This window comes from Variovorax sp. LjRoot175, from assembly GCF_964253805.1.
Lineage (GTDB): Bacteria > Pseudomonadota > Gammaproteobacteria > Burkholderiales > Burkholderiaceae_C > Variovorax.
Genome location: NZ_CAXURY020000002.1, coordinates 24,856 through 49,362 on the forward strand (window position 1 = coordinate 24,856; position 24,507 = coordinate 49,362).

A 24,507-nucleotide genomic window follows, 5' to 3' on the forward strand; every position below is an offset into this window, starting at 1 on the left:
CAAAATGGGAATCACTTGCCGGTGAAGTTGGCGCGCCGCTTGGCATGGAAGGCCTCGACGCCTTCGCGAAAATCTTCGGAGCTGCGCAGCCGCGAATAGCAGTGGCCTTCGAGTTCGATTGCGATCGACAGCGGCGAGTCCTCGGTGTCGTTGAGCAGCTTCTTGGCGGTGCGCTGGGCCAGCGGCGAGAAGCTGCGCAGTTCGTCGACCAGCGCATCGGTCGCGGATTCGAGTTCAGCGTCGGGCACGCATTCGGTGGCCACGCCCCAGTCGAAGGCCTGGCGGCCGCCGATGCGGCGCGAGCGCATCACGATGTCCTTTGTGCGCGTGATGCCGACCATCTTCTGCAGCCGCGCCGAGCCGCCCGAACCCGGGATCTGGCCGAGCTTCTGTTCGGGCAGGGCGTACAGCGTGGTCTCGGTGGCGAGGCGGAAGTCGCAGGCCAGCGAGATCTCGAAGCCGACACCGAAGCAGTAGCCGCGGCCGGCCGCAATCACCGGCTTGCTGCAGCGCGTCGGCGCCGCCACGTTCCAGGCCAGCTTCGACACATGTTCGGGCGACGCTTCCAGAAAGCCGCGGATGTCGCCGCCGCTGGAGAAATGCTCGCCCTCGGCGCGCAGCACGATCACGCGCACCCGAGCGTCGGCATCCAGCGCCTCGAAGGTGATGCGCAGCTGCTCGCGTCCGCGCATGCTGATTACGTTGAAGGGCGGGCGCGCGAGCACGATGTCGGCGCGTTCGCGCTCTGCATCGATGTGCACCGAGAAGCCGTCGAGATCGACCGGCAGCGTGAGCGCCGGATGGCCGAGTTCATTGAGTTTCATCTGGCGTTTCCTTGGGGTGAAGGGGAGGGGTCGGTGGCATGGGCGCGGCCTGCTCGAACTCGCCGGCGACGAGCTTGCGGCGCAGCACCTTGCCGACAGGGGATTTCGGTATTTCGTGCACGAACACGTACTCGCGCGGACGCTTGAAGTTGACGAGGTCGGAGACACGGCAATGGGCGTCGAGCGCGTCGGGCGCGACCGGTGCGCGCATCTTCACGAAGGCCACCACCTTCTGGCCCCAGCGCTCGTCGCGCAGGCCGGCCACGGCCACTTCGTCGACCGCCGGGTGCAGCGACAGCACCGACTCGATGTCGACCGGCGAAATGTTCTCGCCGCCGCTGATGATCATGTCGTCGACACGTCCGGTCACGTACAGGTCGCCGTCGGCATCGACATAGCCGGTGTCGCCGGTGAAGTACCAGCCGTCGCGCAGGCTTTTCGCGTTCGCGTCAGGGCGGTTGTGATAGCCCTCGAAGGCTTCGTCGCCGAGGAGGTCGGCAATGATCTGGCCCTCTTCGCCCTGCGCGACGTTCCGCTCCGGCGTCTCCGCGTCGAGCGGAATCACCCGCAGTCGCGTGTTCATGCCGGCCCGGCCCGCGGCGCCCGGCTTGGCCACCGCGTTCTGGCTGATGGCGAAGGTGTAGATCTCCGAACTGCCGTAGTGATTGACGAACAGCTCGGGCCGGAACGCCGCGTCGAGCCGCTGCAGCAGTCCGTCGTGCATCGGCGCACCAGCGAAGCCGAGCTTACTCACGCTCGTCACGTCAGTCTGCGCGAAGTCGGTATGCGACAGCAGGTCGTGATAGAGCGTCGGCACCAGATAGAGGTGCGTGATCCGCTCCCGTTCGATGGCGGCGAGCGCCGAGCGCGCATCGAACTTCGGTATGCAGACGAAGCAGCCATCGAGCAGCGCCAGCGCGAGCAGCGAACGCACGCCCATGGTGTGATACAGCGGCATCACGCCGAGCGTGCGTTCACTGATGGCGTAGCGGTTCTGCGCGACGTGGGCGAGCGCGGCGATGCGCTCGGCGCGCTGGCGGCGCGGCACGCCCTTGGGCTTGCCGGTCGTGCCCGAGGTGTAGAGCATCAGCGAGAGGTCGTCGGCTGCGGCGCGCGGTATCGGTTCGCACGGCGCGGCGAGCCATTCCTCGAAGGCGATGGTCGCGCCCTGCACCTCGCCGACGCCGATGCGGATGCGCTGTGCCGTCAGTGCGGAACCCGCCAGCGCGGCTTCGGCCGCCGGCTCGCAGACCAGTGCCCGCGCGCCGGAATCGGCCAGGCAGTAGTCGATGTCCTCGCTCTTGGCGCGCCAGTTCAAGGGCGTGATCACGATGCCCGCGAACTGGCAGGCCCAGTGCAGCGTGGCCATCTCCCAGCGGTTCTGCATCACGACCAGCAGGTGGTCGCCGCGTCGCAGGCCGGCCCGGGCCAGGCCCTGCTGTACGGCGCCAACGCGCAGCGCCCAGTCGGTATAGCTCAAGCGCAGCGCGCCGTCCACCAGTGCCGTGGCGCGTGGGCTGCGTTCGATGCTTTGGAGCAGCGTGCGGCCGAGGTCAAGCATGGGTGGCTTCCTTCGCCGCGTGGCGCGCGCGTGCCACCTCGAGCACGGCGGCGACGATCGGCGTGTAGCCGGTGCAGCGGCACAGGTGGCCCGAGAGCATCTCGCGCACCTCGCCCTCACTCGGTTGGCTCACACGGCCGAGCCAGTCGGCGCACGACATCAGGATGCCGGCAGTGCAGAAACCGCATTGCAGCGCGTGATGGCGCTTGAAGCCCGCCTGCAGGTCGTTCAGCAGGCCCTGCGCGTCGGCCAGGCCTTCCACCGTGTCGACACGCCGCCCGTCGGCCTGCACCGCCAGCGTCATGCAGGCGCGCTGGGCCACGCCGTCGATGCGCACCGTGCAGGCGCCGCAGACGCCGTGCTCGCAGCCCACGTGGGTGCCGGTCGCGCCGAGCGCGTGGCGCAGGAAGTCGCTCAGCAGCATGCGCGGCTGCACCTGGGCGCTGCGCGCGCTGCCGTTGAGATGGAGGCGCACCGGATGCAGTGCGTCGCGGGCCAGGACGGTCATGAGGAACTCCGGTTCGATAGGGCTTGATCGGCGGCGCGCCGGCCGAGGCGTCGCACCAGTTGGCGGCGCAGCGCGGCGCTCGCCTGCGGTTCGTCGCGCGCGTCCAGCGACCACGCAAATTCGTTGAGTGCGTCGTCCAGGGCGCTGCCGTCGAGCAAAGGAAAGTCGCGCGCGGTCGGCCGGTCGGCGACACCGCCCACGGCAATGCGCAGGCGCTTTGCATCGGCCATCGCGGCCACCGCGCAGACCGCGAAATCGCCGTGGCGCATCGAGAACTCCTCGAAGCCGTGGCCCGCGCCCGGTTGGCCCAGCGGAAAGCGCACCGCCTCGAGCAGCTCGTCGTTCGCGCGCGCCGTGCTCAGCATGCCGGTGAAGAAGTCCTGTGCCTTCACGCGTCGCGTGCGCTTCGCGTTGCGCAGCACCACTTCGCCTTCGAGCGCCAGCAGGCACAGCGGCAGCTCGGCCGAGGGGTCGGCGTGCGCGATCGAACCCGCGACGGTGCCACGATTGCGAATCTGGAAATGCGAGATGTGCGGGAAGGCCAGCGCCAGCAGCGGCAGCTCCTGCCTCAAGCCGGGGCGCCATTCGATGCTGGCCTGCGTGGCCGCAGCGCCGATGCGCAGCCAGCCGCCCGGCTCGGTGCTCACCTTCGCGAGCGGCGCCGAGCGCGAGATGTCGATCAAGAGCGACGGTTGTGCGAGGCGCATGTTCAGCACCGCCATCAGCGACTGGCCGCCCGCGAGGATGCGCGCGTCGTCGCCGTGCGCGGCGAGTGCGGCGACTGCCGCGTCCGCGCTGTCGGCGCGCAGGTAGTCGAAGGCTGCCGGTTTCATGCGTGCTCCTTCGCACCGATGCCGAGACGGCGCCGCAGTCGCTGCCACGCCGTGAGCGGTGCGGCGCCCGTCGCCTGCCGCCCGAGCGATTCGAACAACTGCGCGAGCACGATGCGTGCGGCGCCTTCGAGCATGCGGCTGCCAACTGCGGCCACCTTGCCGCCGACCTGTGCTGCGTAGTCGTAGTGCAGGCGCGTGCCGCTGCCGCTGCGCGCGAGACGCACCGTGCCGCTGCCGGCGCCGGTGCCCAGCGAGGAGCTGCCTTGCCCGGCGAGCCGCAGGCTGTGCGGCGGGTCGATCTCCGACAGCGCGATCTGTGCCTCGTAGCGCGCCTTCACGAGCCCGACGCCGACCGTGACGTCGGCGCGATAGCGGTTGGCGCCGATCGCGTCGAGCGCATGGCAGCCCGGAATCACTTTGGCCAGCGCCACCGGGTCGAGCAGCACCGCGAACACGCGTTCCGGCGGTGCGGCGATGTCGACCACGCCGCTGGCGCGCAGCGCAAGGCCGTCGCCCGCCGGCAGCGCGGGTGCTGCTGCTTGCGCCATCGAGGCCGGCGGTGCGGGTTCATCCGCGCCGATCGCGGCCAGCACGCGCGAGGGCGTCAGCGGCAGCCGCACATCGTCCACATCGCGCAGCGGTCGCAGCGCATCGGCGAACGCATTGGCAATGCACACCGGCGTGCTCATGTTGTTGCCTTCGCCCAGCCCCTTGGCGCCGAGCGGCGTGAAAGGCGAGGGCGTCTCCATGTGGACGATCACCGGGTCGGGCACCTCGCAGGCCGTGGGAATCAGATAGTCGGCCAGCGTGCCGGATTGGAAGCCGCCGTCCGCCGCGTAGCGGAACTCCTCGTACAGCGCGGCGCCGAGGCCTTGCGCGAACGCGCCGCAGATCTGCCCGTCGGCCAGTGCCGGGTTGAGGATACGGCCGGCGTCGTGCGCCGTGATGTAGCGGTCGACGCGCACCCGGCCAGTGTCCGGATCGACCTCGAGGCCGCATATGTCGAACACGAAGCCATACGCGGCCGAGGTGTTGACGCGGTCGTTCGCGTCCGGCGCGGCCAGTGTCTCGGGGGTCCAGAAAGCGGTCTCGCGCAAGCCGGGCACCATGCCTTCGGGCAGCAGTGCGGGCGCCCAGTGAGAGCTCGCGGCGAGGCGGGTAAAGGGCTGGCTGCGCTCGGGCTGTCGGCTGTCCATCACCTGGCCCTGGACAAACACGATCTGGTCGAGCGCACAGTCGAACTGCGCCGCCGCGATACGCGCCAGCTTGTCGCGCAGCTTGACCGCGGCCAGGTGCACCGTGCCTGCGACCGCGCCGGCGAAGCGGCTGGAGTAGTTGCCCGCCGCCACCGACCATGCGTCCTTGGCGGTGTCGAACTCGACGTTGACGACGACCTGTTCCGGCTTCAGGCCGAACACGTCGGCCACGACCTGTGCGCACACCGTCATGTGGCCCTGCCCGGCCGGCGCCGAAGCGATGCCGACGTTGATACCGCCCAGCAGGTCGATCGACACCGTGGCGCTCGCGATCGCGCCGTTCTTCGGCCCGGCCTTGGCGCGCTGCGCGGGCGTGAGCACCGTGCTGATGTAGCCCATGTTCGACACCGATGGTTCGACGATGGCCGCGCAGCCGATGCCGTAGAGCTTGCCGGCCGCGCGGGCCGCATCGCGCCGCGCGACCAGCGCGGGCATGTCGGCCGCGGCGCGGGCCAGGTCCAGGGCCTGCACGTAGTCGCCGGAGTCGAGCACCGCGCCCGCTGCGGCGTGGTACGGGAAACGGTCCGCCGCCACGAAATTGCGACGCCGCAGCTCGAACGCGTCGATGTTCAGCTCGACGGCGATGCGGTCCATCAGGCGTTCCAGCGCGAAGTACACCTGCGGACCACCGAAGCCGCGCACCAGGCCAGTCGGCGTCTTGTTGGTCACGACCACGCGGTTGCGCACCTCGAGGTTCGCGATGTCGTAGGCGCCGGTCAGGGCGCCGTGCATGCGGTAGAAGGTGGCCGGCTCGGGCGCGCGCAGGTAGCCACCGACCTCGTCCATCTGGTCGTAGCGCAGTGCCAGCACGCGGCCCTCGGCGTTCACCGCGGCCTCGATCGTGGTCAGCCGGGCGGTCGCCGAGGTCGCGGCGGTCAGGTGCTCCAGCCGGTCCTCGACCCACTTGACCGGGGCGCCGGCCTTGCGCGAGGCCAGGCACATCAGCACCACGTACGGAAACACCGCCTGCTTGACGCCGAAGCTGCCGCCCGAGTCGCGCGGGATGCGATGGCGCAGCTTGTTGCCCGGCACCTGCAAAGCCAGTGCCATCACGGCATGCAGCGAGAACGGCCCCATGAAGTTCGACAGCACGTCGTAGCCCTCGTCGCCCGGCAGGTGCTCGGCGACGACGACACCGCATTCGATCGGCGTGCAGGTGTTGCGCGGGTAGTGCACCGTGAGCGCCACGCGGTGCGGTGCGTAGGCAAAAGCTGCGGCGGCATCGCCGTAGGCGAACTGCCGGTCCGACACCACGTTGCTGCCAACGCCGGCGTGCAGCAGCGGCGCGTCGGCTTCGATGGCGCGTTCGATGTTCACCACCGCGAGCAGCGCGCGGTACTCGACGCGAATGGCGTCGAGCGCGTCCTCGGCGAGATAGCGGTCTTCGGCCACTACCACGGCGACCGGCTCGCCGGCATAGCGCACGCGGTCCACCGCCAGCGCCCAATGCTGCATCGGTTGTTTGACCCCGACCACGAAAGGCTGCGACCAGCGCTCGACGTCTTCTCCCGTGAGCACCGCGCGCACGCCGGGCATCGCCAGCGCCGCGGCCGCATCGACCGCGACCAGCTCGGCGTGGGCATGCGGCGAGCGCAACACGGCGGCGTGCAGCGTGCCGGGGGTCACGCCCAGGTCGTCGCCGTAGCGGCCGCGGCCGGTTAGCAGGGCTGCGTCTTCGAGCCGCTCGATCGGCTGGCCGAGGAGGGGCCGGCGCAGTTGCTGCGCGAGGGCCGGTTCGCTGTGCATTTCGCTGGTCTCCTGCTTGCTTTGTCTCTGTGCACAGAGCGTAGGCAGGGCCGTTCATCAGCGTGAACGCCAGCGTCCAGTGAAGGACCAATTCGTCTGATTTTGGTTCGCGAAGTCCGGCGATTTGCCTGCTGCAGCGCGGAAAGCGGCTAGATCTGGGGCTCGCGCGTGGTCGAAGACTGCGCGGGGGGATCGAACAGGTTGACGACGCGTCGGTAGTCGGTCGGCGTGATGCCCTGGTGTTGACGGAAGAAGCGCGCGAAGTGCGTCGAGGCCGAGAAGCCAAGGTCATGCGCCACATCGCCGACCGGCTCGCTCGAATGCGACAGCCGCTGCACCGCGGCCTCGAAGCGCAGCACGTTGGCGTACACCGCCGGCGTGACGTGGGTGTCGCGCTGGAACAGCGAGAAGAAGTGTGCGCGCGACAGGCCGGCATGCGCTGCCAGGTCTTCCATGTCGAAGTCGCGCGAGAGGTTCGCGCGCATGTGGGAGATCACCTTGCGCGTGCGCGGGTCCATCGCCGTGGGTGGCCGGGTGCGCAGCAGGCCGGCGAGATCGCGCCAGCCCGAATAGCTGTCGATGACCGAGATCACCAGGTTGAACAGCAGGTCCTCCAGCCGCGCGGCGGCCACCTCGTCGGCCCACCACAGTTCGAGCACGAACTCCTCGACGATCTTGCGCGTGCCGGGCCGGATGCCGACACACGATTGGGGAAAGAAGCGGGGGTGCGCCGACAGCGACAACGAACGCTGGATGTCCGCCAGCCACGACGGCTCGATGTACAGTGCCAGGATCAGCGTCTGCGCCTCAGGCGGCGCCTCGTGGATGTAGGCGTGCGGCTCCCAAGCATTGACCAGCACCGCCGTCTCGTCGGTCAGCGGCTGGCGCTCACCGCGCACGGCGAAGGCGCCGTCGGCCCCACCGGCCTTGATGAGGATGTGGCAATGGTGGTGCGCGTGCGGCACCAGTGATGCCGTCATGTCCAGCAAGGCGACGCGGCCGAAGCGGCCCTGGAAGATCTTGATGGCTTTGGACAAGGGAGCGGCTCGGATGGGTCAGGTGGACGCTGGCAGCATAGTTCGCCCGGAATCTTGCGCCATCGGGGGAATCCGCACCCGCTGTGGCGACATTCGGTCCGACAGGCGGACGCACGACAACCCGGCGGCAGTGCCGAGGTCCGCAGCGAGGTGGGCACAGGCACCACCGTCATGCTGCGGTTTGCGCTGGCGGCAAAACCCGTTGACACAAGATCTCGCGCGTTTCGCTTGGTGGAGGTCCGCTGAGGTCACGGTCAGGCTGGCCCCGTCCACTCATCTGGTCGATCCCAGCCGCCTATCCCGCTGCCGTCGGGTCCCATCGCACGGCGCATGGCTGGAGGTATTGGGCCGGTCCGGCTGGCGGCGGCCCCGCCACCCTGCCCTACTCGCTCTTGCCCTGCCTTCCCAGTGCCTGCGCCTGGGCGGGCCTGGCTCCCATCCCCGCCGAACCCTTCGCATGGCGTCGCGCCAGCAGGCCGGCGTATCGCCAGACTCAGCGCAGTGCGACAGCGCACGCCTCATTTCACCATCCGAGAAATGGAGGACAAATAGTGTCCTCAACTACTGTGTCGCATGACAGTTTTCGCCCGGCGGCCCGCGCTTTGCGGCGACACGGATTTCCATCCATCCTCGTTTCCTATCGAACTGGGAGCCATGTGGCCGCGCTGTGACGGTAGCCTTAAGGCTGCGACCATCGGGGTTCACGCTTAACGAACTGGATCCGTTGTTGTCGCCCAGCTTCTCGACGGATGCCGACAGAAGTTTGCCGTTTGCTAACGAGGCTCCGCCTCAGACCGACGAGTGATACGGGTGCGCTCGCGGCGGTGGGGGCCGCGGTGTAAGGTGGCTCCGGTCGAGCCGGCTGGGCCAGGCCCAGAGATGTACGAGCTCGAAGCTCAATGGGGTCCGAAGACCCCGTGGACGACCGGAGCCGGCCATGAAATTACCACACAGCGTCTGCGAAGTGCTGCGCAACCACGTCGTGCTCGAAAGCGAGTGCATCGACCGCATGTATCTCAACGTCTACGTGCCGCAGTTGCAGCGCATCGGTGGCGTCGTGTGGTACCTGCGCGGCCATCTGGGCCAGCGCTTTGCCTCGACCGCCGGGGTGGCGCCCAAGACCGAGGCGTTCGTGGCCAGCATCGAGCGCTTTGTCGCCGATCAGGGCGTGGAGCTAGTGAGCTTCGGCAAGCACCAACGCAAGGACGACGTCACGCAGCAGTACCTGCAGCAGTTCGATGCCGACGAAGGCGTGCTGTACGTCGGGCGGGCGCAGGAGAAGGCCCGCGTCGTGCGCACCGAACGTCGACGCAGCGCCACCACCGGCATGACCTACCCGTGGGTGGTGGACGGTTCGGCCATGGTCAACCACTACTACTTCTACTGCGTCGACGAGGACTTCGGTCCCTTCTTCCTGAAGTTCTGCTCGTACTTCCCCTACAACGCCAAGCTGTGCATCAACGGCAACGAGTACGCCAAATGCCAGCTGCGCAAACGCGGCATCGAGTTCGAGGCGCTCGACAACGGTGTGCTGTCTTGCGCCGACCCCAAGGCGCTGCAGCGCATCTGCGATGGGCTGGACGACAAGAAGATCGACCGGCTGCTGCGCAAGTGGCTGGCGCGACTGCACCATCCGTTCGATCGACACGATCGCAGGGCTGGCTACCGCTACGGCGTGTCGATCCTGCAGGCCGAGTTCGCGCTGGCGCAGGTGCTCGATCGGCCGGTGGCCGGGCGCATCTTCTTCGAGCAGGTCATCCGCGAGAACCTGGACATCGGGCGGCCCGGCCAGGTGCAACTCATCTTCGATCGCCGGGTGAACCGGCGCACCCCGGGAGGGTTCCGCACCCGGGTGATCACCGAAGGCGTCACGCCTTCGCTGCATGTGGACTACAAGCGCTCACGTATCAAGCAGTACCACAAGGAGGCTCAGGCCTTGAGGACCGAGACCACCATCAACGACACGCGCGACTTCGGCGGGCGGCTGTTGAAGAACCTGAGCGAGTTGCGCCGCATCGGCTTTGCCGCAAACCGGCGGCTGCTGCAGATCGAGCAGATCAGCCACGACTGCGCGCTGGGGGACGATACCTTCCAGCACCTGCAGCGACCGCGTCAGATCGAAGGCCAGCGGGCGAGCGCGCTGCGCTTCGGTGACGTCAATGCACAAGCCGTACTCAACGCGGTGCTGATGTTCGTGTTCGTCGCGCGCGGGTTCACGAACAAAGACCTGCGCCAGCACTTCGCCGTCCTGCTCGGCAAGCGTGCCGACGAAATCTCGCCGGGGCGGATGAGCTACGAGCTGCGACGCCTGCGTCTGCACGGCCTGATAGAGCGACTGCCCAAGACCCATCGCTATCGGCTCACCGACGAAGGGCTGCGAACGGCGCTGTTCTACACCCGCGTGTACTCCCGCATCTTGCGTCCGGCAATGGCTCCCGTCGTACCCGCAGCGCCGGGCAATTCACCGCAGGCCTTGCGGCAATTCCACGCCACCGAAGCTGCCGTCAATTCATGGTGCGACGAGGCCCACATTGCGGCGTAGAAAACTTGACGCAATCAATACAAATTCAGGTTGGTCAAGGAATCTAGTGCGGTGTAGTTGCATTCCTCCTTTTGCTCTGGCGCTCTGAGGTCTTGCCATTCGGCGATCACCTTCAGCGCGCTACAAGCATCGACGGTTCGTTCGACCAACGTGGTCTTCCGGGGAAAGGGGTTCTCCTTCTGCCATTGGATGAACTGCTCTGGATCAGCCCGACCGGTAAAGCGGTCTGCCGTTCGAAGGTGATCGCCCTACACCAATCCAAGGCGCTCAAGAGCGGGGGCGAGCTTTAGCAGATCAACCGTCGACGTCCCTGACTCGATGGCCCTGCGCTGACCGCCTTCCTTTTCCTCGCGCATCACACTGCTGGCAATGACAGAGCGCACCTCGTCCTGTGCCACGACCACCACGCCGTCGCGGTCGCCGACGATGATGTCGCCGGGACTGATCAGCACGTCGCCGATCGAGATCGGAACATTCACCCGGCCTGGCTGGTTCTTCCCGGTGCCCTTGATGGACAGGCCGCGACAGAAAACCGGAAAGCCCAAACCCACGATCAAATTGGCATCGCGCACGCAACCGCTGATCACGAGACCGGCGATACCCAGCTTCATCGCTTGGGCCGTGAGGACGTCGCCCCAGGGGCCGGCTTCCATGAAGCCCTTGGCGTCGACCACGAGCACATCACCAGGCTTGGCTTTCTGCACCGCGTAATGAAGAATCAGATTGTCCGCGGGGCGCGCGTCGACGGTCAGCGCCGGCCCCGCAAGGCGAGATGCAGGGTCGATCGGCTTCATGCCGCTGTCCAGGGCGCCTTTGGCGCCCTGCGCCTCGTAGATGGTTGCTGCACCCAGGTCGCGCAGCGTCTTGAGCATGTCGGATGAGATGGCGTTCGTCATAAATGGATGAGGAAACAGGGAGGGCGGCCTCAGCAAGCCGGATAGCCGGGCATTTCGAATCCCGCGGCTTGCAGTTGATGGAGCACGCCGTTGGCGGCGTCGTCGCTCAACCCGGTCAGCGGCGGGCGGACGATGCGCCAGCTGGGCGCGGTCGAAAACACCGAGACCACCTGCTTCATGGCGGGGATCATGGGAACCGCCTGGAAGATCTTCCGGATGGTGTCGGCTCGCGCCTGCAGGGACTGGCCGTCTGGGCCGTTCCACGCCTGGTAGAGCGCATGGATGCCCGACGGATTCATGTTGACCGTGGCGCTGATGCAGCCTGCGCCGCCGATCGGAAGGGCTTTGGAAAGAAACGCCTCGCTGGCGGGGAACACGTCGAATCCGCCCCCCGCGAAAGTCTCGATCATTGCCTTCGAATTATTCCAGTCGCCCGACGAGTCCTTGGCGCCGGCGACGACGGTCGGATAGCGCTTGAGCAATCGTTCGATAAGACCGAGCGTGATCGGCGCGTACGACATCTGGGGGATGTGGTACAGGTAGACGGCCAGGCGTTCATCGCCGACACGCTCGATGACCTCCGAGTAGTAGGCGAAAAGCCCGTCGTCGGAAACACCCTTGAAAAAGAACGGCGGCAGCATGAGCACACCTGCTGCGCTGTTCGCGACGGCATGGCGCGTCAAGGCGACCGCGTCGACCAGCGAGCAGGCACCCGTGCCCGGCATCAGTTTGGAGGCGGGGATGCCGGCCTCGAGCAAGGCATCGGTGAGCGCGATCCGTTCCGGGACGGAGATCGATGCGGCTTCCGAATTGGTGCCGAAGATGGCCAGCGCAGCGCTGTTCTCCAGCAGCCAGCGGCAGTGGGCGACGAAGCGCTCGCTGTCCGGCTCCAGGCTGGGTTTGAATGGCGTCAGTACAGGTGCGAGAACGCCGCGCAGTTGGGTTGTCATGATCACTGCGGCGTGATCTTGGCTTCCTTGACGATCTTGGCGTAGTTGGCCGAGTCGTTCCGGATGTAGGCCGCGAAGCCTTCGGCCGTGTCTCCCACTGGAATCAGGTTGATCTCCGTGAGCTGCGCACGGAAATCCGGTGTCATGGCCTTCTTGACCTCCGCATTGAGCCGCGCAATCACCTCGGGCGGCGTGCCGGCGGGTGCGACCACACCAAGCCAGGTGTAAGCCTCGTAGCCCGGCACCCCGGCTTCGCTGATGGTGGGAAGCTGAGGCAACGTGCTCACCCGTTTCGAAGTCGTCACGGCCAGGCCGACGAGTTTCCCCGACGTCACGAACGGGACCGCCGTCGGGGAAGTTTCGAACATCATGTCGATCTGCCCGCCGACCAGATCTGCCAGTGCCGGCGCGCCGCCCTTGTAGGGGACGTGCATCATGCTGGTGCCGGTCTTCATCATGAAGACCTCGGCGGCGATCTGCTGCGCCGCTCCCAGACCGGCCGAACCGAAGGTCAGCTTGCCTGGCTTCGACTTGGCAAGGGCGATCAGCTCCTGCACATTCTTCACGCCAAGGGAAGGATTTACGACCAGCACGTTGGGCTGGTCCGCAACGCGGATGATCGGCGCGAAGTCCTTGATCGGATCGAAGGGAATCTTGGCGTAGAGATGCACGTTGGCAGTCAACGCGGCGCTCGCCATCAACAAGGTGTAGCCGTCGGGCGTCGACTTGGCGACGTAGTCCATGCCGATGTTCCCCGAGGCGCCGGCGCGGTTGTCGACGAGAACCGGCTGGCTCATGCTCTCGCTCAGCTTCTTGCCCACCAGCCGCGCCACCATGTCCACGCTGCCGCCCGCGGGAAACGGGACGACCAGACGGATGGGCTTGCTGGGATAGCCTTGAGCAAAGGCGCTGGCGCTGGACCATGCCAGGGCCAGAATGAATACGCGGAGTCGGTTGAGCATGCGATGTCCTTCGAGAAAAAACATTGGAGACGGTGGCTTTCAATCGTTAGCCGCGTCGCGCAAGGCGGGTGCGCGCAGATGAAAATCGGTGCTGTCTTGAAAGCGGGTCGCGATGGCGATCAGCTGCGCGTCGCGACCTTCCAGCGCCCCGATCTGAATGCCGATGGGAAGCCCCTGGCGGTCGACTCCCGCGGGCAGCGAGACACCGCACATGTCCAGCAGGTTCAGTAGTCGCGTGTAGCGCACCGGCGCCTGGTCGTGATCGACCTCATCGATCGGGATCGCGGTGGACAGCGTCGTGGGCGTCACCAGTGCGTCGACCCGCGACAGCAAGGTCGCAAACTCCTGCTTCCACGCGGTGCGCTGACGCATGGCACGGACGTATTGCACCGCGCTGACACGCATTCCGGCCGCGAGGCGCGGCCGCACCGAACTGTCGACCGGCGCGGCTGGGTCGGCAGTGAGTTCGCCGTAGTCGACCGCGCCTTCGGACAGCATGATCGCACTGGCTGTCTGTGCGAACGTGTCCAGCGAGCGGGGCATCTCGACGACGGTGAGCTGCGCGCCGCCGCGATGGAACACATCGAGCGCTGCCTCGTAGGCCGCACGGATGTCGGGCGCCACGCCGTCGAGATCGGTCTCGGCGAGGCGGCCGACGCGCAGTCCGGCGAAGGCGCCGCCCTTCTCGCGCGCGGGCTCCTCTGCAGCAACGCTGGCGTCATCGGCCAGCACTGCATACAGCAATGCGGCGTCGGCGGCCGAACGGGCGAAGACGCCAATGCTGTCCAGCGTCGTGCTCAGGGGCAGCACGCCCGCGGTGTCGATGCGGCCGGCGGTCGCCTTCAGGCCGGTAATGCCGCAGAAGGAAGCCGGCACGCGCACCGATCCACCGGTGTCGGTGCCGATGGACAAGGGCACCAGGCCGGCGGCCACCGCCACGGCCGAGCCGCTGCTCGAGCCTCCGGGCGTGCGATGCGTCTTGTGATCCCACGGGTTGCGCGGCGTGCCCATGTGTTCGTTGGTGCCCCACGCGCCCAACGCGAACTGGACCATGTGCGTCTTGCCGACGATGATCGCGCCCGCGGCATGCAGGCGTTCCACGATCCGCGCAGACCGTTGGGCACGGCGGCCGGCGAAAAGCGGCGAGCCGCCGGTGGTCACCTTGCCAGCGATGTCGATGAGGTCCTTCACCGCAACCGGGATGCCATGCAAGGGGCCGAGCCAGCAGCCGGCCCGCATCATCCGGTCTGCGGCATCCGCGGCGGCCAGTGCTTCCTCTTCGTAGATGGCCGTGAAGGCGTGAAGCCATTCATCCTGCGCGCGAATGCGCGCGAGGGACGCCGAGACGATCTCGACGGACGTCAACTCGCTGCGACGCAACGCGCCCGACAGGGCGACGACGTTGTCGAGCGGAATGGCTGGTCGAGTGGGCACCTTCATCATCAGCGCTGCCCCATCCTGTCCATGATGACCTTCGTGGTGCCGAGAATGTCGGGATACTTCTCACCCGCATCCACGCGCGCGAGCGTGAGCTTTTCGTCCTTGCTCATCTGGATCGCGCGGGTCGCCGCTTCGCGGATGTCGGCCGGGGCGAGCACCAGGATGCCGTTCTCGTCGGCGAGGATGGCATCGCCCGGATTGACCGCTACGCCGCCGCAGCTCACCGGGATGCAGAACTCGCCGCCCAATCCGAGCGTCTTGGTCGTGACCGCGGAGGTTCCGCGCGACCAGACGGGCACGCCGTACTGGCGCAATTCACCGAGATCGGTCACGAGCCCGTCCACGATGATGCCGGCGACCCCTGCGGCCCTGGCGGCATAGGCGACCGCACCGCCCATCGCTGCGATGGCCATGTCGCCGCAGCGATCCACCACCAGGAAATCGCCCGGGCGCGCTTGCCCGATTGCGTAGTGAACCATCGCGCCGTCCATGCCGGGCACGCGGATCGTGACGGCCGTTCCCGCAACACGCCGGTCCTGAAAGTGGGCGCGAATCGAGGGGCTCATGAAGCCGGTGTGGCGGAAGTGGCCGATGACGGCCGGCTCTGCTTGCACGAGCAGTTCCAGAAGAGCGCTGTCGATCGGCGTCGGCGGGGGATTGAGGACGTACATAGAGTTTCAGAGCATCGAAAAAGCAAGCGGTGGCTGAAGTTATCCCAGGAGGACTTGAAAGAAAACTCAGTTATCTGGACGAGACTTGATAAGATTTTGTGATCATGAAAGTCACGCTCCGCCAAATCGAAGCTTTCTACTGGACGGCCAAGCTCGGGACCATCCATGGCGCAGCGCATCACTTGCACTTCAGCCAACCGGCCATTTCGGCGCGGATCAAGGAGCTGGAGGCTGTGCTGAAGATGGAGTTGTTTTCGCGCAGGCAGCAGCGCGTCGAACTCACGGTCGCGGGCCGGAACGCATTGAGTCACGCGGAGCGGGTCTTGAGCGCGAGCCAGGACTTCGAGCGGCTGGGCGGAGGGGCGCCTCCTCTGGAGGGCCTGCTTCGCCTGGGGTCCGACGAATCCGCCGCCATGGTGGGACTCACCGAGATCCTCACTCAGCTCAAGCTGCGTCACCCGAAACTGATCGTCGAACTCAGCATCGAGGTTGGAACCGTGTTGACCGAAAAGCTGCGAAAACGGCAACTCGACATCGCGTTCCACACGAACTTCGGCGCCGGCTCCCACGTGATCGACGAACTGATTGGGTGGGTGGAGTTTCAGTGGCTGGCCTCGCGCGACCTGGACATCCCCACCGGCGAGTTTCTGCCCGCGCATGCGGCTGAACTGCCCATCGTCACCAACTCGCCGCCGTCCACGCTCAACGGCGTCGTGCAGAAATGGCTGAGAAGCGGCGGCTTCGATTTTGACGGCGTCAACTCCTGCAATTCGCTTTCGCTGATGCTGCGCCTCGTGAGAGCCGGCCACGCGATCGCTGTATTGCCGGTCGCTGTATTGCGCGAGCAGTTGCTCTCGGGTGAACTGAGAGTGCTGCCGGCAAAGCCGCCGCTGCCCCCGACGCCGTACTACGTGTCTTATCTGGACGAAGAGCGGGGCCCCGGCATCGCGGCGGTCATCGAGGTTGCGAGAACGGCGCTGGAAAGAGAGCGGTTCTTCATGAAAGTGGCCGAACCGGACGCGCGGGCCGCCACCTCCGCGAACCGCGAGCGGGGGGCTCGCGCATGAGTCGAACCAATGCCCAGGCGCAGAGGCCCAGGTCCGCGTGACAAATCGGCTGGGTTGCAGTACCTTGACCAAGGATCACGCGTTGCCGGCGCAACCGAGAAGGCGCACTCCGGCGGCGATCCTCGGAGTTCAACCCAATGCCACTCAATCATCTGACCGATTCTGGCCAGCCGATCGAGCCATCGCCTGACGTACAGCGCACAACGCTTGGGCTGGATGCGCTAGGCCGATACGTGTGCAGCACCTGGGACGAGGCGACCGGGTCAGGATCTCGCGAATTCGACGCCATCGTGGTTGGGGCAGGTATGTTCGGGAGCTACTGTGCCGATAGATTGTTCCGCTGGGGCCAGGCCGCGCGCCTGAAGGTGCTTGTTCTCGATGCGGGAGCGTTTCTGCTGCCCATGCACATTCAGAATCTTCCCAACATTGGATTCAATGTTCCCAGAGCGCTCGCGCCTTCAGCGGATCCAGGCGTCGCCAGGGAATTGGTATGGGGAATCCCGTGGCGAGGGAATACCGATTTTGTCGGCCAGGCCTATTGCATCGGAGGCAAGTCCTTGTATTGGGGAGGCTGGTGTCCGCGCCTGCTCGACGATGATCTGGCGGACTGGCCTGCTTCTGTCGTCAGCTACCTGCGGCAGAACTACTCGCTTCTCGAACAGCAGACCGGTGTCGACGTCCGGACCGACTTCATTCAGGGAGACCTCTTCGAACTGCTCAAGGCACGTCTCTCCGCGATCGTCGGCACCACCCCGGGGCTGAACCTTGACGTCGTGGAAGATCCACCGCTGGCCGTTCAGGGCCAATCGCCGGCGTCGGGATTGTTCAGTTTCGACAAGTACAGCAGCGTGACCAGTCTCATCGAGGCCGTGCGAGAAGCCGCCCGCGAACCTGATTCCGCACGGCGCCTGTTCATCGTGCCCAATGCCCACGTGACTGACTTGAGCGTTACCGACGGTGCCGTCTCTGCCATCAATGTCAACGTTGCGGGAATCCCCAGATCAATCCCGGTGCGCTCTGGATGTGCCGTGGTACTTGCCCTTGGAACGATTGAATCAACGCGGTTGGCCCTGACGTCGTTTCCGACCAGCCCGACAGATCCATCGCAAGAGTTGATGGGCCGGAACCTGATGGCTCACTGGCGATCCAACATCTTCGTCCGCATCAAGCGCGAAGCGTTGGACACGACGTTGTCTCTGCCCAGTGAACTTCAAGCTGCCGCGCTTCTGGTGCGCGGCTCGACACCGCTGGGCCGTTTTCACATTCAGATCACCGCCTCGGCCGATCCTGGCGGGAATGCGGACGCGATGCTCTTTTCGATGATCCCCGACATCGATCAGCTCCAGCAAATGCTCGCCTCGCAGCGAAGCGGCTGGATCACCTTGGGATTTCGCGGCGTTTCGCAGCATTTCGGCGAGAAGCAGCAAGGCGTCCTCAACCCCGACGGTCGATGGATCAATTTGAGCCCTTTCGAGACCGATGAGTTCGGCAGGCCTCGTGCGTATGTGCATCTGACAACGACTTCGGTCGAGGACGAGCTGGCCGATGCAATGGACGAAGCGATCCTGGCACTGGCTAACCGCCTGGCTGGCGACGACCCTGCCAACATCCAAGTGGTTAGCAGGGTGCGAGATGGCCTGGGCACGACCTACCACGAGGCCGGCACGCTTTGGATGGGCTCCTCGCCAGCAGACTCCGTGACCGATACCAATGGACGGTTTCACCATATAGCCAACGCGTTCTGTGCCGACCAGGCTCTCTTTCCTTCGGTAGGTTCGGTCAATCCAACTACAAGGGCTTCCCGCAAATGCAAGCAACGCCCGATGTCGGCGGCTGCGCATGTGAGCAGTCATCGGTTCGGAGGATCGAAGGCATGACGCTCGAACGAGCAGCATGATGGACGAGACAAGGTGCGGACTGGCTGAACTACAAACGGTCATGCTGCAGCACACGATGGCTGCGGACCCTGATGAGAGACGCGCGCGGAGACCTCATTCGCTTATCGAGGATGGCGTTGGCCTCCTCCGTCAATTGATCAGGCACTCTCCGCGCAGGTCTTACCTTGCTTCATCACTTCAGGCCGTCAAGCGGCGGTAGAAATCGGTAGAAATCAGTCGTGCAATTCCTCTGGTTTCAGTGGGTTGGGTTGCCGATCCAAGGTCATGCCGGCATCGTGAATTGCTCTCCTCGCGACATTACGGCCCAGGCCATGCGTGCGTTCTTGGCGGCGATGGCCACGATCGCTCGCCAGTAGCCGCGACGCTCGGCCAGCGCCGCGGCCCATCGGCTGAGCCCGTCCGTTTTGTTCTGGGCACCATTGAGCACCGATCGCGCGCCCAGGACCAGCAGCGATCGAATGTACGAATCCCCCGCCTTCGTGATGTGGCCCAGGCGTGCCTTGCCTCCCGAGCTGTACTGGCTGGGCACCAAGCCGAGCCAGGCCGCAAACTGGCGACCACACTTGAACTCATGCCCGTTGCCAATCGTTGCCAGCAACGCGGTAGCGGTGGTTTGGCCGACCCCGCGCAGGCGCATGAGCTGCTGGGCGCGGGTATCTTCGCGCGCCATCTGCGCGATGTGTTGGTCGTAGAGCGCGATCCGTTCGTCCAAGCGCATCAACTCGCTGAGCAGATCGCCGATGACCATGTTGCTCCATCCGGGCAGATCCTCCAGGCACGCCATGGCTTGGCTGCGCACGGTCGATGCCCTCAGCGGCAGCACGACACCGAACTCACTGAGCAGCCCGCGGATCCGATTGATGGTTGCCGTGCGCTGCTCGATGAATCCTTGGCGCACGCGATGCACGCTCAGTTGCGATTGCTGCTCCAGGCTCTTGACGGGCACGAAACGCATGTTCGGGCGTTGCACCGCTTCGCAGATCGCTGCTGCATCGGCGGCGTCATTCTTGCCACGCCTTCCGGAGAGACGATACGGGCTGACGAACTTGGGTGCCATGAGGCGCACCGTGTGACCATGGACTATGAAAAGGCGCGCCCAATGGTGTGCACCGGAGCATGCCTCCATGCCGATCACGCAGGGCGGCAGTGACGCGATCAACTCCAGCAACTTGGCGCGCGCCACCTTGGGCGATACGAACTCGGGCTTGCCGGCTTCGTTGACGCCGTGAACGGCAAAAACAGACTTGGCGAGATCGATACCAACGTACAAAATAGTCACGGGCTTCCCCTTTCCGAGTGAGTAGATGGCAGGTTCGCAACCCCATCGTGGCACTCAGTTGCCGGCAGCCGCAACTCGCAGCGGCTTAATCGGGACGGGGAAGGCCCTTTCATTCGCTTACCGGACTGGTGCTGACACGCAAGATCGCAGCGGCGGCAATGGCTCTCGCGACGGGCGCAATCGCGCCGCCATGAAGCGGCGGCCGGCGATTTGAACCAGGTCCTGATTTCTCTCGGCGACGCGGAGTATGGCGTGAATGGCCCACGCTTGCGTCAATGGATGTCTTCCGGCGACCCTGAGAGCAGACGCTTGATACGTGCGCCGAGTCTTGCAAGGCGGTCTTTGACCGAACCTGCCGACATCCTTCGAGCCTCGTGGGAAGCGCGCTCATGGTGAAGCGCTTCCCTGAGCGCCCCGAGGCTTTGCGGGCAGCGCTTCCAGATCGCCTCCACCGTGAAGTCGCCCCTGCCCGAGGGCGAAAGGTTGGGGATGATCTGGATGTGCTCGGCAGATATGCGACCCAGCATCTGCGCACGGGCACTCGCGACTTTCAGGGCGTCGTGCCGCCCTTCGAAGGGCGTATTCAAGGTGAGCCTGATCGTCGCCACCGTCTCGAACTGCTCGGCCAGGAACGTGAGCACCTCCACGAGCACGAGCTTCCTGGGCACTCCCCTGTTCCGGGTTGAAATGGGCGAGGGGGTGAAGCGATCGAGGCGAAGCTCGTGTCCATCCTTTGAGATCGCTGCCTCGATGGTTCCCACCAGGGCGTCACCATCGTAGATGTGCAGGGATTCCGCCAGCCGATACGGTGAACGCTCTTTGCCTGCAATGAGAAGTGTAGACGTGGCCATGGTGTGTCGACTTCAGCAAACAGAGGATTGTCAGCGCGGCAGCGCCGCGCAGGACCAGCTGGCGCGCTGCGATTCGCCTGGCTCGAGCACGGCCGCGGGCAGCAGGCCTTCATCGCCCAGTCGGCCAGGCAGCACCGTGACGGGCGCGACGCACAGGTAAGCGCCTTGCCGTGGCCGATGCAAGACCAGGTGGTGTCGGTCTTCGCCCGCAACGCGGATGCTGACTTCGGGACCCACCCGCAGCACCAGTTCGCCCGCCCAGCCGCAGAACGCAGCAGTCTCCCCCGGGTTCATTCGGTAGACAGGCGCCTGCGCGCAGTGCAGCACGCGGCCTTGCGCATCCGGGTCGCCCCGGTGCCTGGCGGCAAACGAAAGGTGCTCCGGCCCGGCGCCCTGCACCAGAGGATGGCATGGGTGCCAACCCAGTCCCGCCGGCATGGGATGCCCGCTACGCCGCCAAGTCTGCCAGCAACCCTTTCAACTCCTTCTTCTGCTCCAGTCCGAAGCCAGGCGCATCGCTGGGCTGCACGCTGCTGCCGCCCAGCGCGCATTCGCCCGGGTAGCCGCCGAAAGGCTGGAACACGCCGGGGTAGGCCTCGCAACCGCCCAGTCCCAGACCGACCGCGATGTGCAGGTTGATGAGGTGACCGCCATGAGGATAGGCCTGCGCGCGATCGAACCCGCGTGATTCGAGCAGCTCGATCATCCGCACATATTCGGTCAGGCCGTAACTCAGGCCGGCGTCCATCTGGAAGATGTCCCGCCCGGGGCGCATGCCGCCGAAGTTCAACAGGTTCTTCGTGTCGGCCAGCGAGAACAGGTTTTCTCCGGTGGCGATCGGCCGGTCGTAAGCCTGTGCCACTTCGGCATTGAGCGCGAAGTCGAGCGGGTCGCCGATCTCTTCGAACCAGCGCAGCCTGTAAGGTGCAATGACCTCGGCGTAGGCCAGCGCGGTCTGGATGTCGAAACGGCCATTGGCATCCACTGAGAGTCTGCTCCCGTCCCCGGCGATCGCCAGCGCTTCTTCGATGCGCTTCAGGTCATCAGCCAGCGGCGCGCCGCCGACCTTGATCTTGAAGGCCGAGAAGCCCATGGCCCGGTAGGCGTTCAGTTCATCGGACAGCGTCTTGCCCCGCCCCGGCTCGTAGTAGTAGCCGCCGGCGGCGTACACATCCACGCTGCGTGCCGCCGTCGGCCGGCCGTAGGCGCGGGCGATGTTCACGTACGCCGGCTCGTCGTCGAGCTTGGCATTCAAGTCCCAGACCGCGAGTTCGATCGCGCCGACGGCAGCCGCGCGGTCGCCGTGGCCGCCGGGCTTTTCGTTGCGCATGGCGGTGGCCATCACCCTGGCCGCGTCGAAGTGCCGGCCATCGCTGGCCAGCAGCGATTCGGGCGCCGCGGCCAGCACACGGGGAATGACGCGGTCCCGCAGGATGCCGCCTTGCGCGAAACGGCCGATCGAGTCGAAGGCGAAGCCGATGACCGGCTTGCCGTTGCGAACCACGTCGGTGAACACGGCCACGAGCGATACGGTGTGCTCTGCGAAGCTGACAAGGGAGTTGGCGATGTCGCCTTCGAGTTGGACCGTGAGTTCGCGGATGTCGGTGATCTTCATGTTCAGTCTGCCTTGATGCCGCCGGTCTTGATCACGTTGCCCCAGCGCGTGTACTCGCTCGCGATGTATTTGCCGAAGTCGTCCGGGCTGCCGCCGACCGTCTGCATGCCGATCTTCGCCATGTTCTGCTGGACCGCCTCGGTCGCCAGCACGGCCTTCAGGTCATCGTTGATCCTGTTGCGGATCGCCGGGCTCAAACCGGCCGGCGCCACCACGCCGAGCCAGCCCAGCACGTCGAAGCCGGCCAAGCCGCTTTCATTCAGCGTCGGCACATCGGGCAAGGCCGTGTCGCGCTTCATGGTGGAAACCGCGAGGATGCGCACCTGGTTCGACTTCGCAAAGGGCATGGCGCCGGGCAGCGAATCGAACAGCGCATCGAGCTGGCCGCCGAGCATGTCCGTGTAGGCAGGGGCCGAACCCTTGTACGGAATGTGCTGCAGGTCCGCGCCCGAGCGCTGTTTGAAGAGCTCCATCGTCAGGTGCTGCGTGGAGCCACTGCCGCCGGAGCCGTAGTTCAGCTTGCCGGGCGCGGCCTTTGCGCCCGCGATCAGGTCCTTCACCGTCTTGTATTTGGAGTTGGCCGGCACGACCAGCGCCTGCGAGACGCCGGCCACGTTCATGATCGGCGTGAAGTCCTTGCGCGGGTCGTAGCCCACGTTCTTGAGGTGCGGCGCAATCGCGATCGGCCCGCTCGAACTCAGCAGCAGCGTGTAGCCATCGGCCGGAGCCCGCATCACGATCTGGCTGCCGAGCGCACCGCCCGCTCCCGGCTTGTTGTCCACCACCACGCCCACGCCCCACTTCTTCCCCAGGCCGTCGGCAAGGATGCGGGCCAGGATGTCGCCCGACTGGCCGGCAGTGAACGGCACCACCACGGTGACCGTCTTGGTGGGATAGCCATCCGCTTGGGCCCAGGCCAGCGCGGGCGCAAAGGCCAACGCAACAAGGGATTGGACGAGAGTGCGACGTAAGGTCATGAACAGGTCTCCAGAAGTTTGTGAACACAAATCGAATATGTCATGACATATTAATATGTCATTACTTTTCTATCAAACGACCGCTAAACTGCCTGCTCGATGAGCAACACTCTCTACAGCCAAGTGGCACGATCTCTCGCCGACGGCATCAGTTCGGGGCGCTATCCGGTCGGCAGCCTGCTGCCCACCGAATTGGCGCTGTGCGAGCTGCATGGCGCCAGCCGGCCGACGATCCGCGCGGCTTTGGCGGAGTTGCAATCGATGGGTCTGGTGTCACGCCGCAAACGCGTCGGCACCCGCGTCGAGGCGGCCTCCACCTCGACCGGCTACAGCCAGTCGCTGGCTTCGTTGGAAGACCTCACCCAGATGGCCGCCCATCAGGCGCGCATGGTTCAGAAGACCGAGACTGTGGTGGCCGATGCTGTGCTGTCGCAGGAGATCGGCTGCGCCGCCGGCAGCCGCTGGGTGCGCATGGACATGCTTCGGCTCGGTGTGGATGAAGACGTCCAGCGGCCGATCGGCGTCTCTCGCGTGTATGTGGCGGCGGCCTACGCCGACATCCCGAAGCTATTGAAAAAGTCGCCGCGCGCGCTGATCAGCACCCTGATCGAAAACCACTACGGCCGCCGCATCGCCGAAGTGGAGCAGACCGTTCAGGCGATCGCGATGCCTCCGGAACTCGAGATTCCCCTCCACGCCCCGGCGGGATCGCCCGCGCTCAAGATCGTGCGCCGCTACCTCGACCACGCCAATGATCTGGTTGAGGCGACTATCACGGTGCACCCGGGTGATCGCCTGGTCAGCAAATCACGGCTGAAACGGCAGCATAGCTAGGAGTCCAAAATGTGCAGCTTCATCCGTCGCCGAATGGATCGAGGAGCGCTCACACCGTATCTGCCTACAGCTTGCAGGCAGCCGGCTTCGAGGTCACCAACATGACGAAGGCGCCGCCGAGCTACCCTTGCATCGCCGCGACGCGCACATCAATAGCGCCGTCGATGCACACCACAGTTCCGGGTTCAGTTCAGGCAAAGCCAGAGCAGGCAAGGCCTTGCCTGTCTCGCCGCGGGCGTACTGCAAAGCCCCAGTATCTGACCTACGGCTTGCAGAGCAGAAGACCCCGCCGCACGCACTCAGCGGCCTTCAAAGCCAAAGTGGCGTTGGCTGCTGTGCGAAGCAACAAGACCCTGGCCGAATTGGCGCAGCAGCGGATGTGCATCCCAACCAGATCACCGACTGGAAGAACCAGTTGCTCAGCCGGGCGGTTGACGTCTTTGGCGGTAAGCCGCATGCCGCAGAGCCGGCGGTTGACCTGAAGGCGTTTCACGCCAAGATCGGCCGACTGGCGCTGGAGAACGATTTTTCAGGAGGCGCGCTCATCCAGGCCGGCATGCTGAGCGCAAAGCGATGATTGACCGAGGCCATCACTTGCCGCTCAAGCGCCAAGCCGAGCTCGTGAGCATCAGCCGCAGCGCGGCGTATTACATGGCCAAGCCAGTGAGTCCCCATGCGACGGGCTTGAGCACCCTATCCGTTTGATTCCAGTGCGCGACACCATTGTGGTCAATAGCAAACTGACCAAGGAAATGGCGGC

The 24,507-nt window shown here is 65.6% G+C and carries 21 protein-coding genes and 1 pseudogene; 5 read left to right on the top strand and 17 right to left on the bottom strand.

Features of this window, described 5'->3' with window-relative positions; translation table 11 throughout:
- Positions 1–11: 11 nt before the first annotated feature.
- The 6 genes from ACSQ89_RS29980 to ACSQ89_RS30005 all read right to left on the bottom strand — a co-directional run bounded on the left by ACSQ89_RS29980 (position 12) and on the right by ACSQ89_RS30005 (position 7,765).
- A complete protein-coding gene (locus ACSQ89_RS29980) occupies positions 12–824 on the bottom strand; it encodes an enoyl-CoA hydratase/isomerase family protein (protein ID WP_436296662.1) in 813 nt (270 codons plus the stop codon).
- Complete coding sequence (locus ACSQ89_RS29985) at positions 811–2,385, bottom strand: AMP-binding protein (RefSeq protein ID WP_436296663.1); 1,575 nt, start codon at positions 2,383–2,385, stop codon at positions 811–813. The genes ACSQ89_RS29980 and ACSQ89_RS29985 overlap by 14 nt, the downstream gene beginning before the upstream one ends.
- Positions 2,378–2,893, bottom strand: coding sequence for a (2Fe-2S)-binding protein (locus ACSQ89_RS29990; protein ID WP_436296664.1), 516 nt, complete (start codon positions 2,891–2,893; stop codon positions 2,378–2,380). Before ACSQ89_RS29990 ends, ACSQ89_RS29985 begins: the two co-directional genes overlap by 8 nt.
- On the bottom strand, positions 2,890–3,726 hold the full coding sequence (locus ACSQ89_RS29995; RefSeq protein ID WP_436296665.1) for an FAD binding domain-containing protein: 837 nt from the start codon (positions 3,724–3,726) through the stop codon (positions 2,890–2,892). The genes ACSQ89_RS29990 and ACSQ89_RS29995 overlap by 4 nt, the downstream gene beginning before the upstream one ends.
- Positions 3,723–6,728 carry a xanthine dehydrogenase family protein molybdopterin-binding subunit gene (locus ACSQ89_RS30000; RefSeq protein WP_436296666.1) on the bottom strand — a complete coding sequence of 1,002 codons (3,006 nt, stop codon included), beginning with the start codon at positions 6,726–6,728 and terminating at the stop codon, positions 3,723–3,725. Before ACSQ89_RS30000 ends, ACSQ89_RS29995 begins: the two co-directional genes overlap by 4 nt.
- Before the next feature lie 149 nt (positions 6,729–6,877).
- Positions 6,878–7,765, bottom strand: coding sequence for a helix-turn-helix domain-containing protein (locus ACSQ89_RS30005; RefSeq protein ID WP_436296667.1), 888 nt, complete (start codon positions 7,763–7,765; stop codon positions 6,878–6,880).
- Positions 7,766–8,702: 937 nt separating this feature from the next.
- Here ACSQ89_RS30005 and ACSQ89_RS30010 point away from each other — a divergent pair.
- The gene (locus ACSQ89_RS30010) at positions 8,703–10,307 is read left to right on the top strand and encodes a hypothetical protein (protein WP_436296668.1); all 1,605 of its coding nucleotides are present in this window, start codon (positions 8,703–8,705) and stop codon (positions 10,305–10,307) included.
- A gap of 14 nt (positions 10,308–10,321) precedes the next feature.
- Here ACSQ89_RS30010 and ACSQ89_RS30015 read toward each other — a convergent pair whose 3' ends face one another.
- The 6 genes from ACSQ89_RS30015 to ACSQ89_RS30040 form a co-directional block, all read right to left on the bottom strand.
- Positions 10,322–10,456 (bottom strand): hypothetical protein, encoded by a 135-nt coding sequence (locus ACSQ89_RS30015; RefSeq protein WP_436296669.1) that lies wholly within the window; start codon positions 10,454–10,456, stop codon positions 10,322–10,324.
- A 99-nt stretch (positions 10,457–10,555) separates the two neighbouring features.
- Positions 10,556–11,179, bottom strand: a complete 624-nt coding sequence (locus tag ACSQ89_RS30020) for a 4-carboxy-4-hydroxy-2-oxoadipate aldolase/oxaloacetate decarboxylase (protein ID WP_436296670.1) — start codon at positions 11,177–11,179, stop codon at positions 10,556–10,558.
- Positions 11,180–11,232: 53 nt separating this feature from the next.
- Positions 11,233–12,153: a dihydrodipicolinate synthase family protein gene (locus ACSQ89_RS30025; RefSeq protein WP_436296671.1), complete on the bottom strand. Its 921-nt coding sequence runs from the start codon at positions 12,151–12,153 to the stop codon at positions 11,233–11,235.
- Between the two features lie 2 nt (positions 12,154–12,155).
- Positions 12,156–13,115 carry a Bug family tripartite tricarboxylate transporter substrate binding protein gene (locus tag ACSQ89_RS30030; protein WP_436296672.1) on the bottom strand — a complete coding sequence of 320 codons (960 nt, stop codon included), beginning with the start codon at positions 13,113–13,115 and terminating at the stop codon, positions 12,156–12,158.
- A gap of 39 nt (positions 13,116–13,154) precedes the next feature.
- On the bottom strand, positions 13,155–14,558 hold the full coding sequence (locus ACSQ89_RS30035) for an amidase (protein WP_436296673.1): 1,404 nt from the start codon (positions 14,556–14,558) through the stop codon (positions 13,155–13,157).
- The gene (locus ACSQ89_RS30040) at positions 14,558–15,226 is read right to left on the bottom strand and encodes an RraA family protein (protein ID WP_436296674.1); all 669 of its coding nucleotides are present in this window, start codon (positions 15,224–15,226) and stop codon (positions 14,558–14,560) included. Before ACSQ89_RS30040 ends, ACSQ89_RS30035 begins: the two co-directional genes overlap by 1 nt.
- Before the next feature lie 104 nt (positions 15,227–15,330).
- Between ACSQ89_RS30040 and ACSQ89_RS30045 the strand changes: the two genes are divergently transcribed.
- Positions 15,331–16,293 carry a LysR family transcriptional regulator gene (locus ACSQ89_RS30045; protein WP_436296675.1) on the top strand — a complete coding sequence of 321 codons (963 nt, stop codon included), beginning with the start codon at positions 15,331–15,333 and terminating at the stop codon, positions 16,291–16,293.
- A gap of 137 nt (positions 16,294–16,430) precedes the next feature.
- Positions 16,431–18,170: a GMC oxidoreductase gene (locus ACSQ89_RS30050; RefSeq protein ID WP_436296676.1), complete on the top strand. Its 1,740-nt coding sequence runs from the start codon at positions 16,431–16,433 to the stop codon at positions 18,168–18,170.
- Positions 18,171–18,453: 283 nt separating this feature from the next.
- Here the strand turns inward: ACSQ89_RS30050 and ACSQ89_RS30055 are convergent, their stop codons facing one another.
- The 5 genes from ACSQ89_RS30055 to ACSQ89_RS30075 form a co-directional block, all read right to left on the bottom strand.
- Entirely contained in the window at positions 18,454–19,470 is a 1,017-nt protein-coding gene (locus ACSQ89_RS30055; protein WP_436296677.1) for an IS110 family transposase, read from the bottom strand.
- Positions 19,471–19,742: 272 nt separating this feature from the next.
- Entirely contained in the window at positions 19,743–20,321 is a 579-nt protein-coding gene (locus ACSQ89_RS30060; RefSeq protein WP_436296678.1) for a hypothetical protein, read from the bottom strand.
- A gap of 30 nt (positions 20,322–20,351) precedes the next feature.
- Entirely contained in the window at positions 20,352–20,759 is a 408-nt protein-coding gene (locus tag ACSQ89_RS30065) for a hypothetical protein (protein ID WP_436296679.1), read from the bottom strand.
- A 10-nt stretch (positions 20,760–20,769) separates the two neighbouring features.
- The gene (locus ACSQ89_RS30070) at positions 20,770–21,936 is read right to left on the bottom strand and encodes an enolase C-terminal domain-like protein (protein WP_436296680.1); all 1,167 of its coding nucleotides are present in this window, start codon (positions 21,934–21,936) and stop codon (positions 20,770–20,772) included.
- A gap of 2 nt (positions 21,937–21,938) precedes the next feature.
- Positions 21,939–22,913, bottom strand: coding sequence for a Bug family tripartite tricarboxylate transporter substrate binding protein (locus ACSQ89_RS30075; protein ID WP_436296681.1), 975 nt, complete (start codon positions 22,911–22,913; stop codon positions 21,939–21,941).
- 99 nt (positions 22,914–23,012) lie between these two features.
- Between ACSQ89_RS30075 and ACSQ89_RS30080 the strand changes: the two genes are divergently transcribed.
- Together ACSQ89_RS30080 and ACSQ89_RS30085 are read left to right on the top strand one after the other, a co-directional pair.
- Positions 23,013–23,747 (top strand): GntR family transcriptional regulator, encoded by a 735-nt coding sequence (locus ACSQ89_RS30080; RefSeq protein WP_436296682.1) that lies wholly within the window; start codon positions 23,013–23,015, stop codon positions 23,745–23,747.
- Between the two features lie 269 nt (positions 23,748–24,016).
- A pseudogene (locus ACSQ89_RS30085) lies at positions 24,017–24,416 on the top strand (transposase); the annotation flags it as partial.
- Positions 24,417–24,507 lie beyond the last annotated feature (91 nt).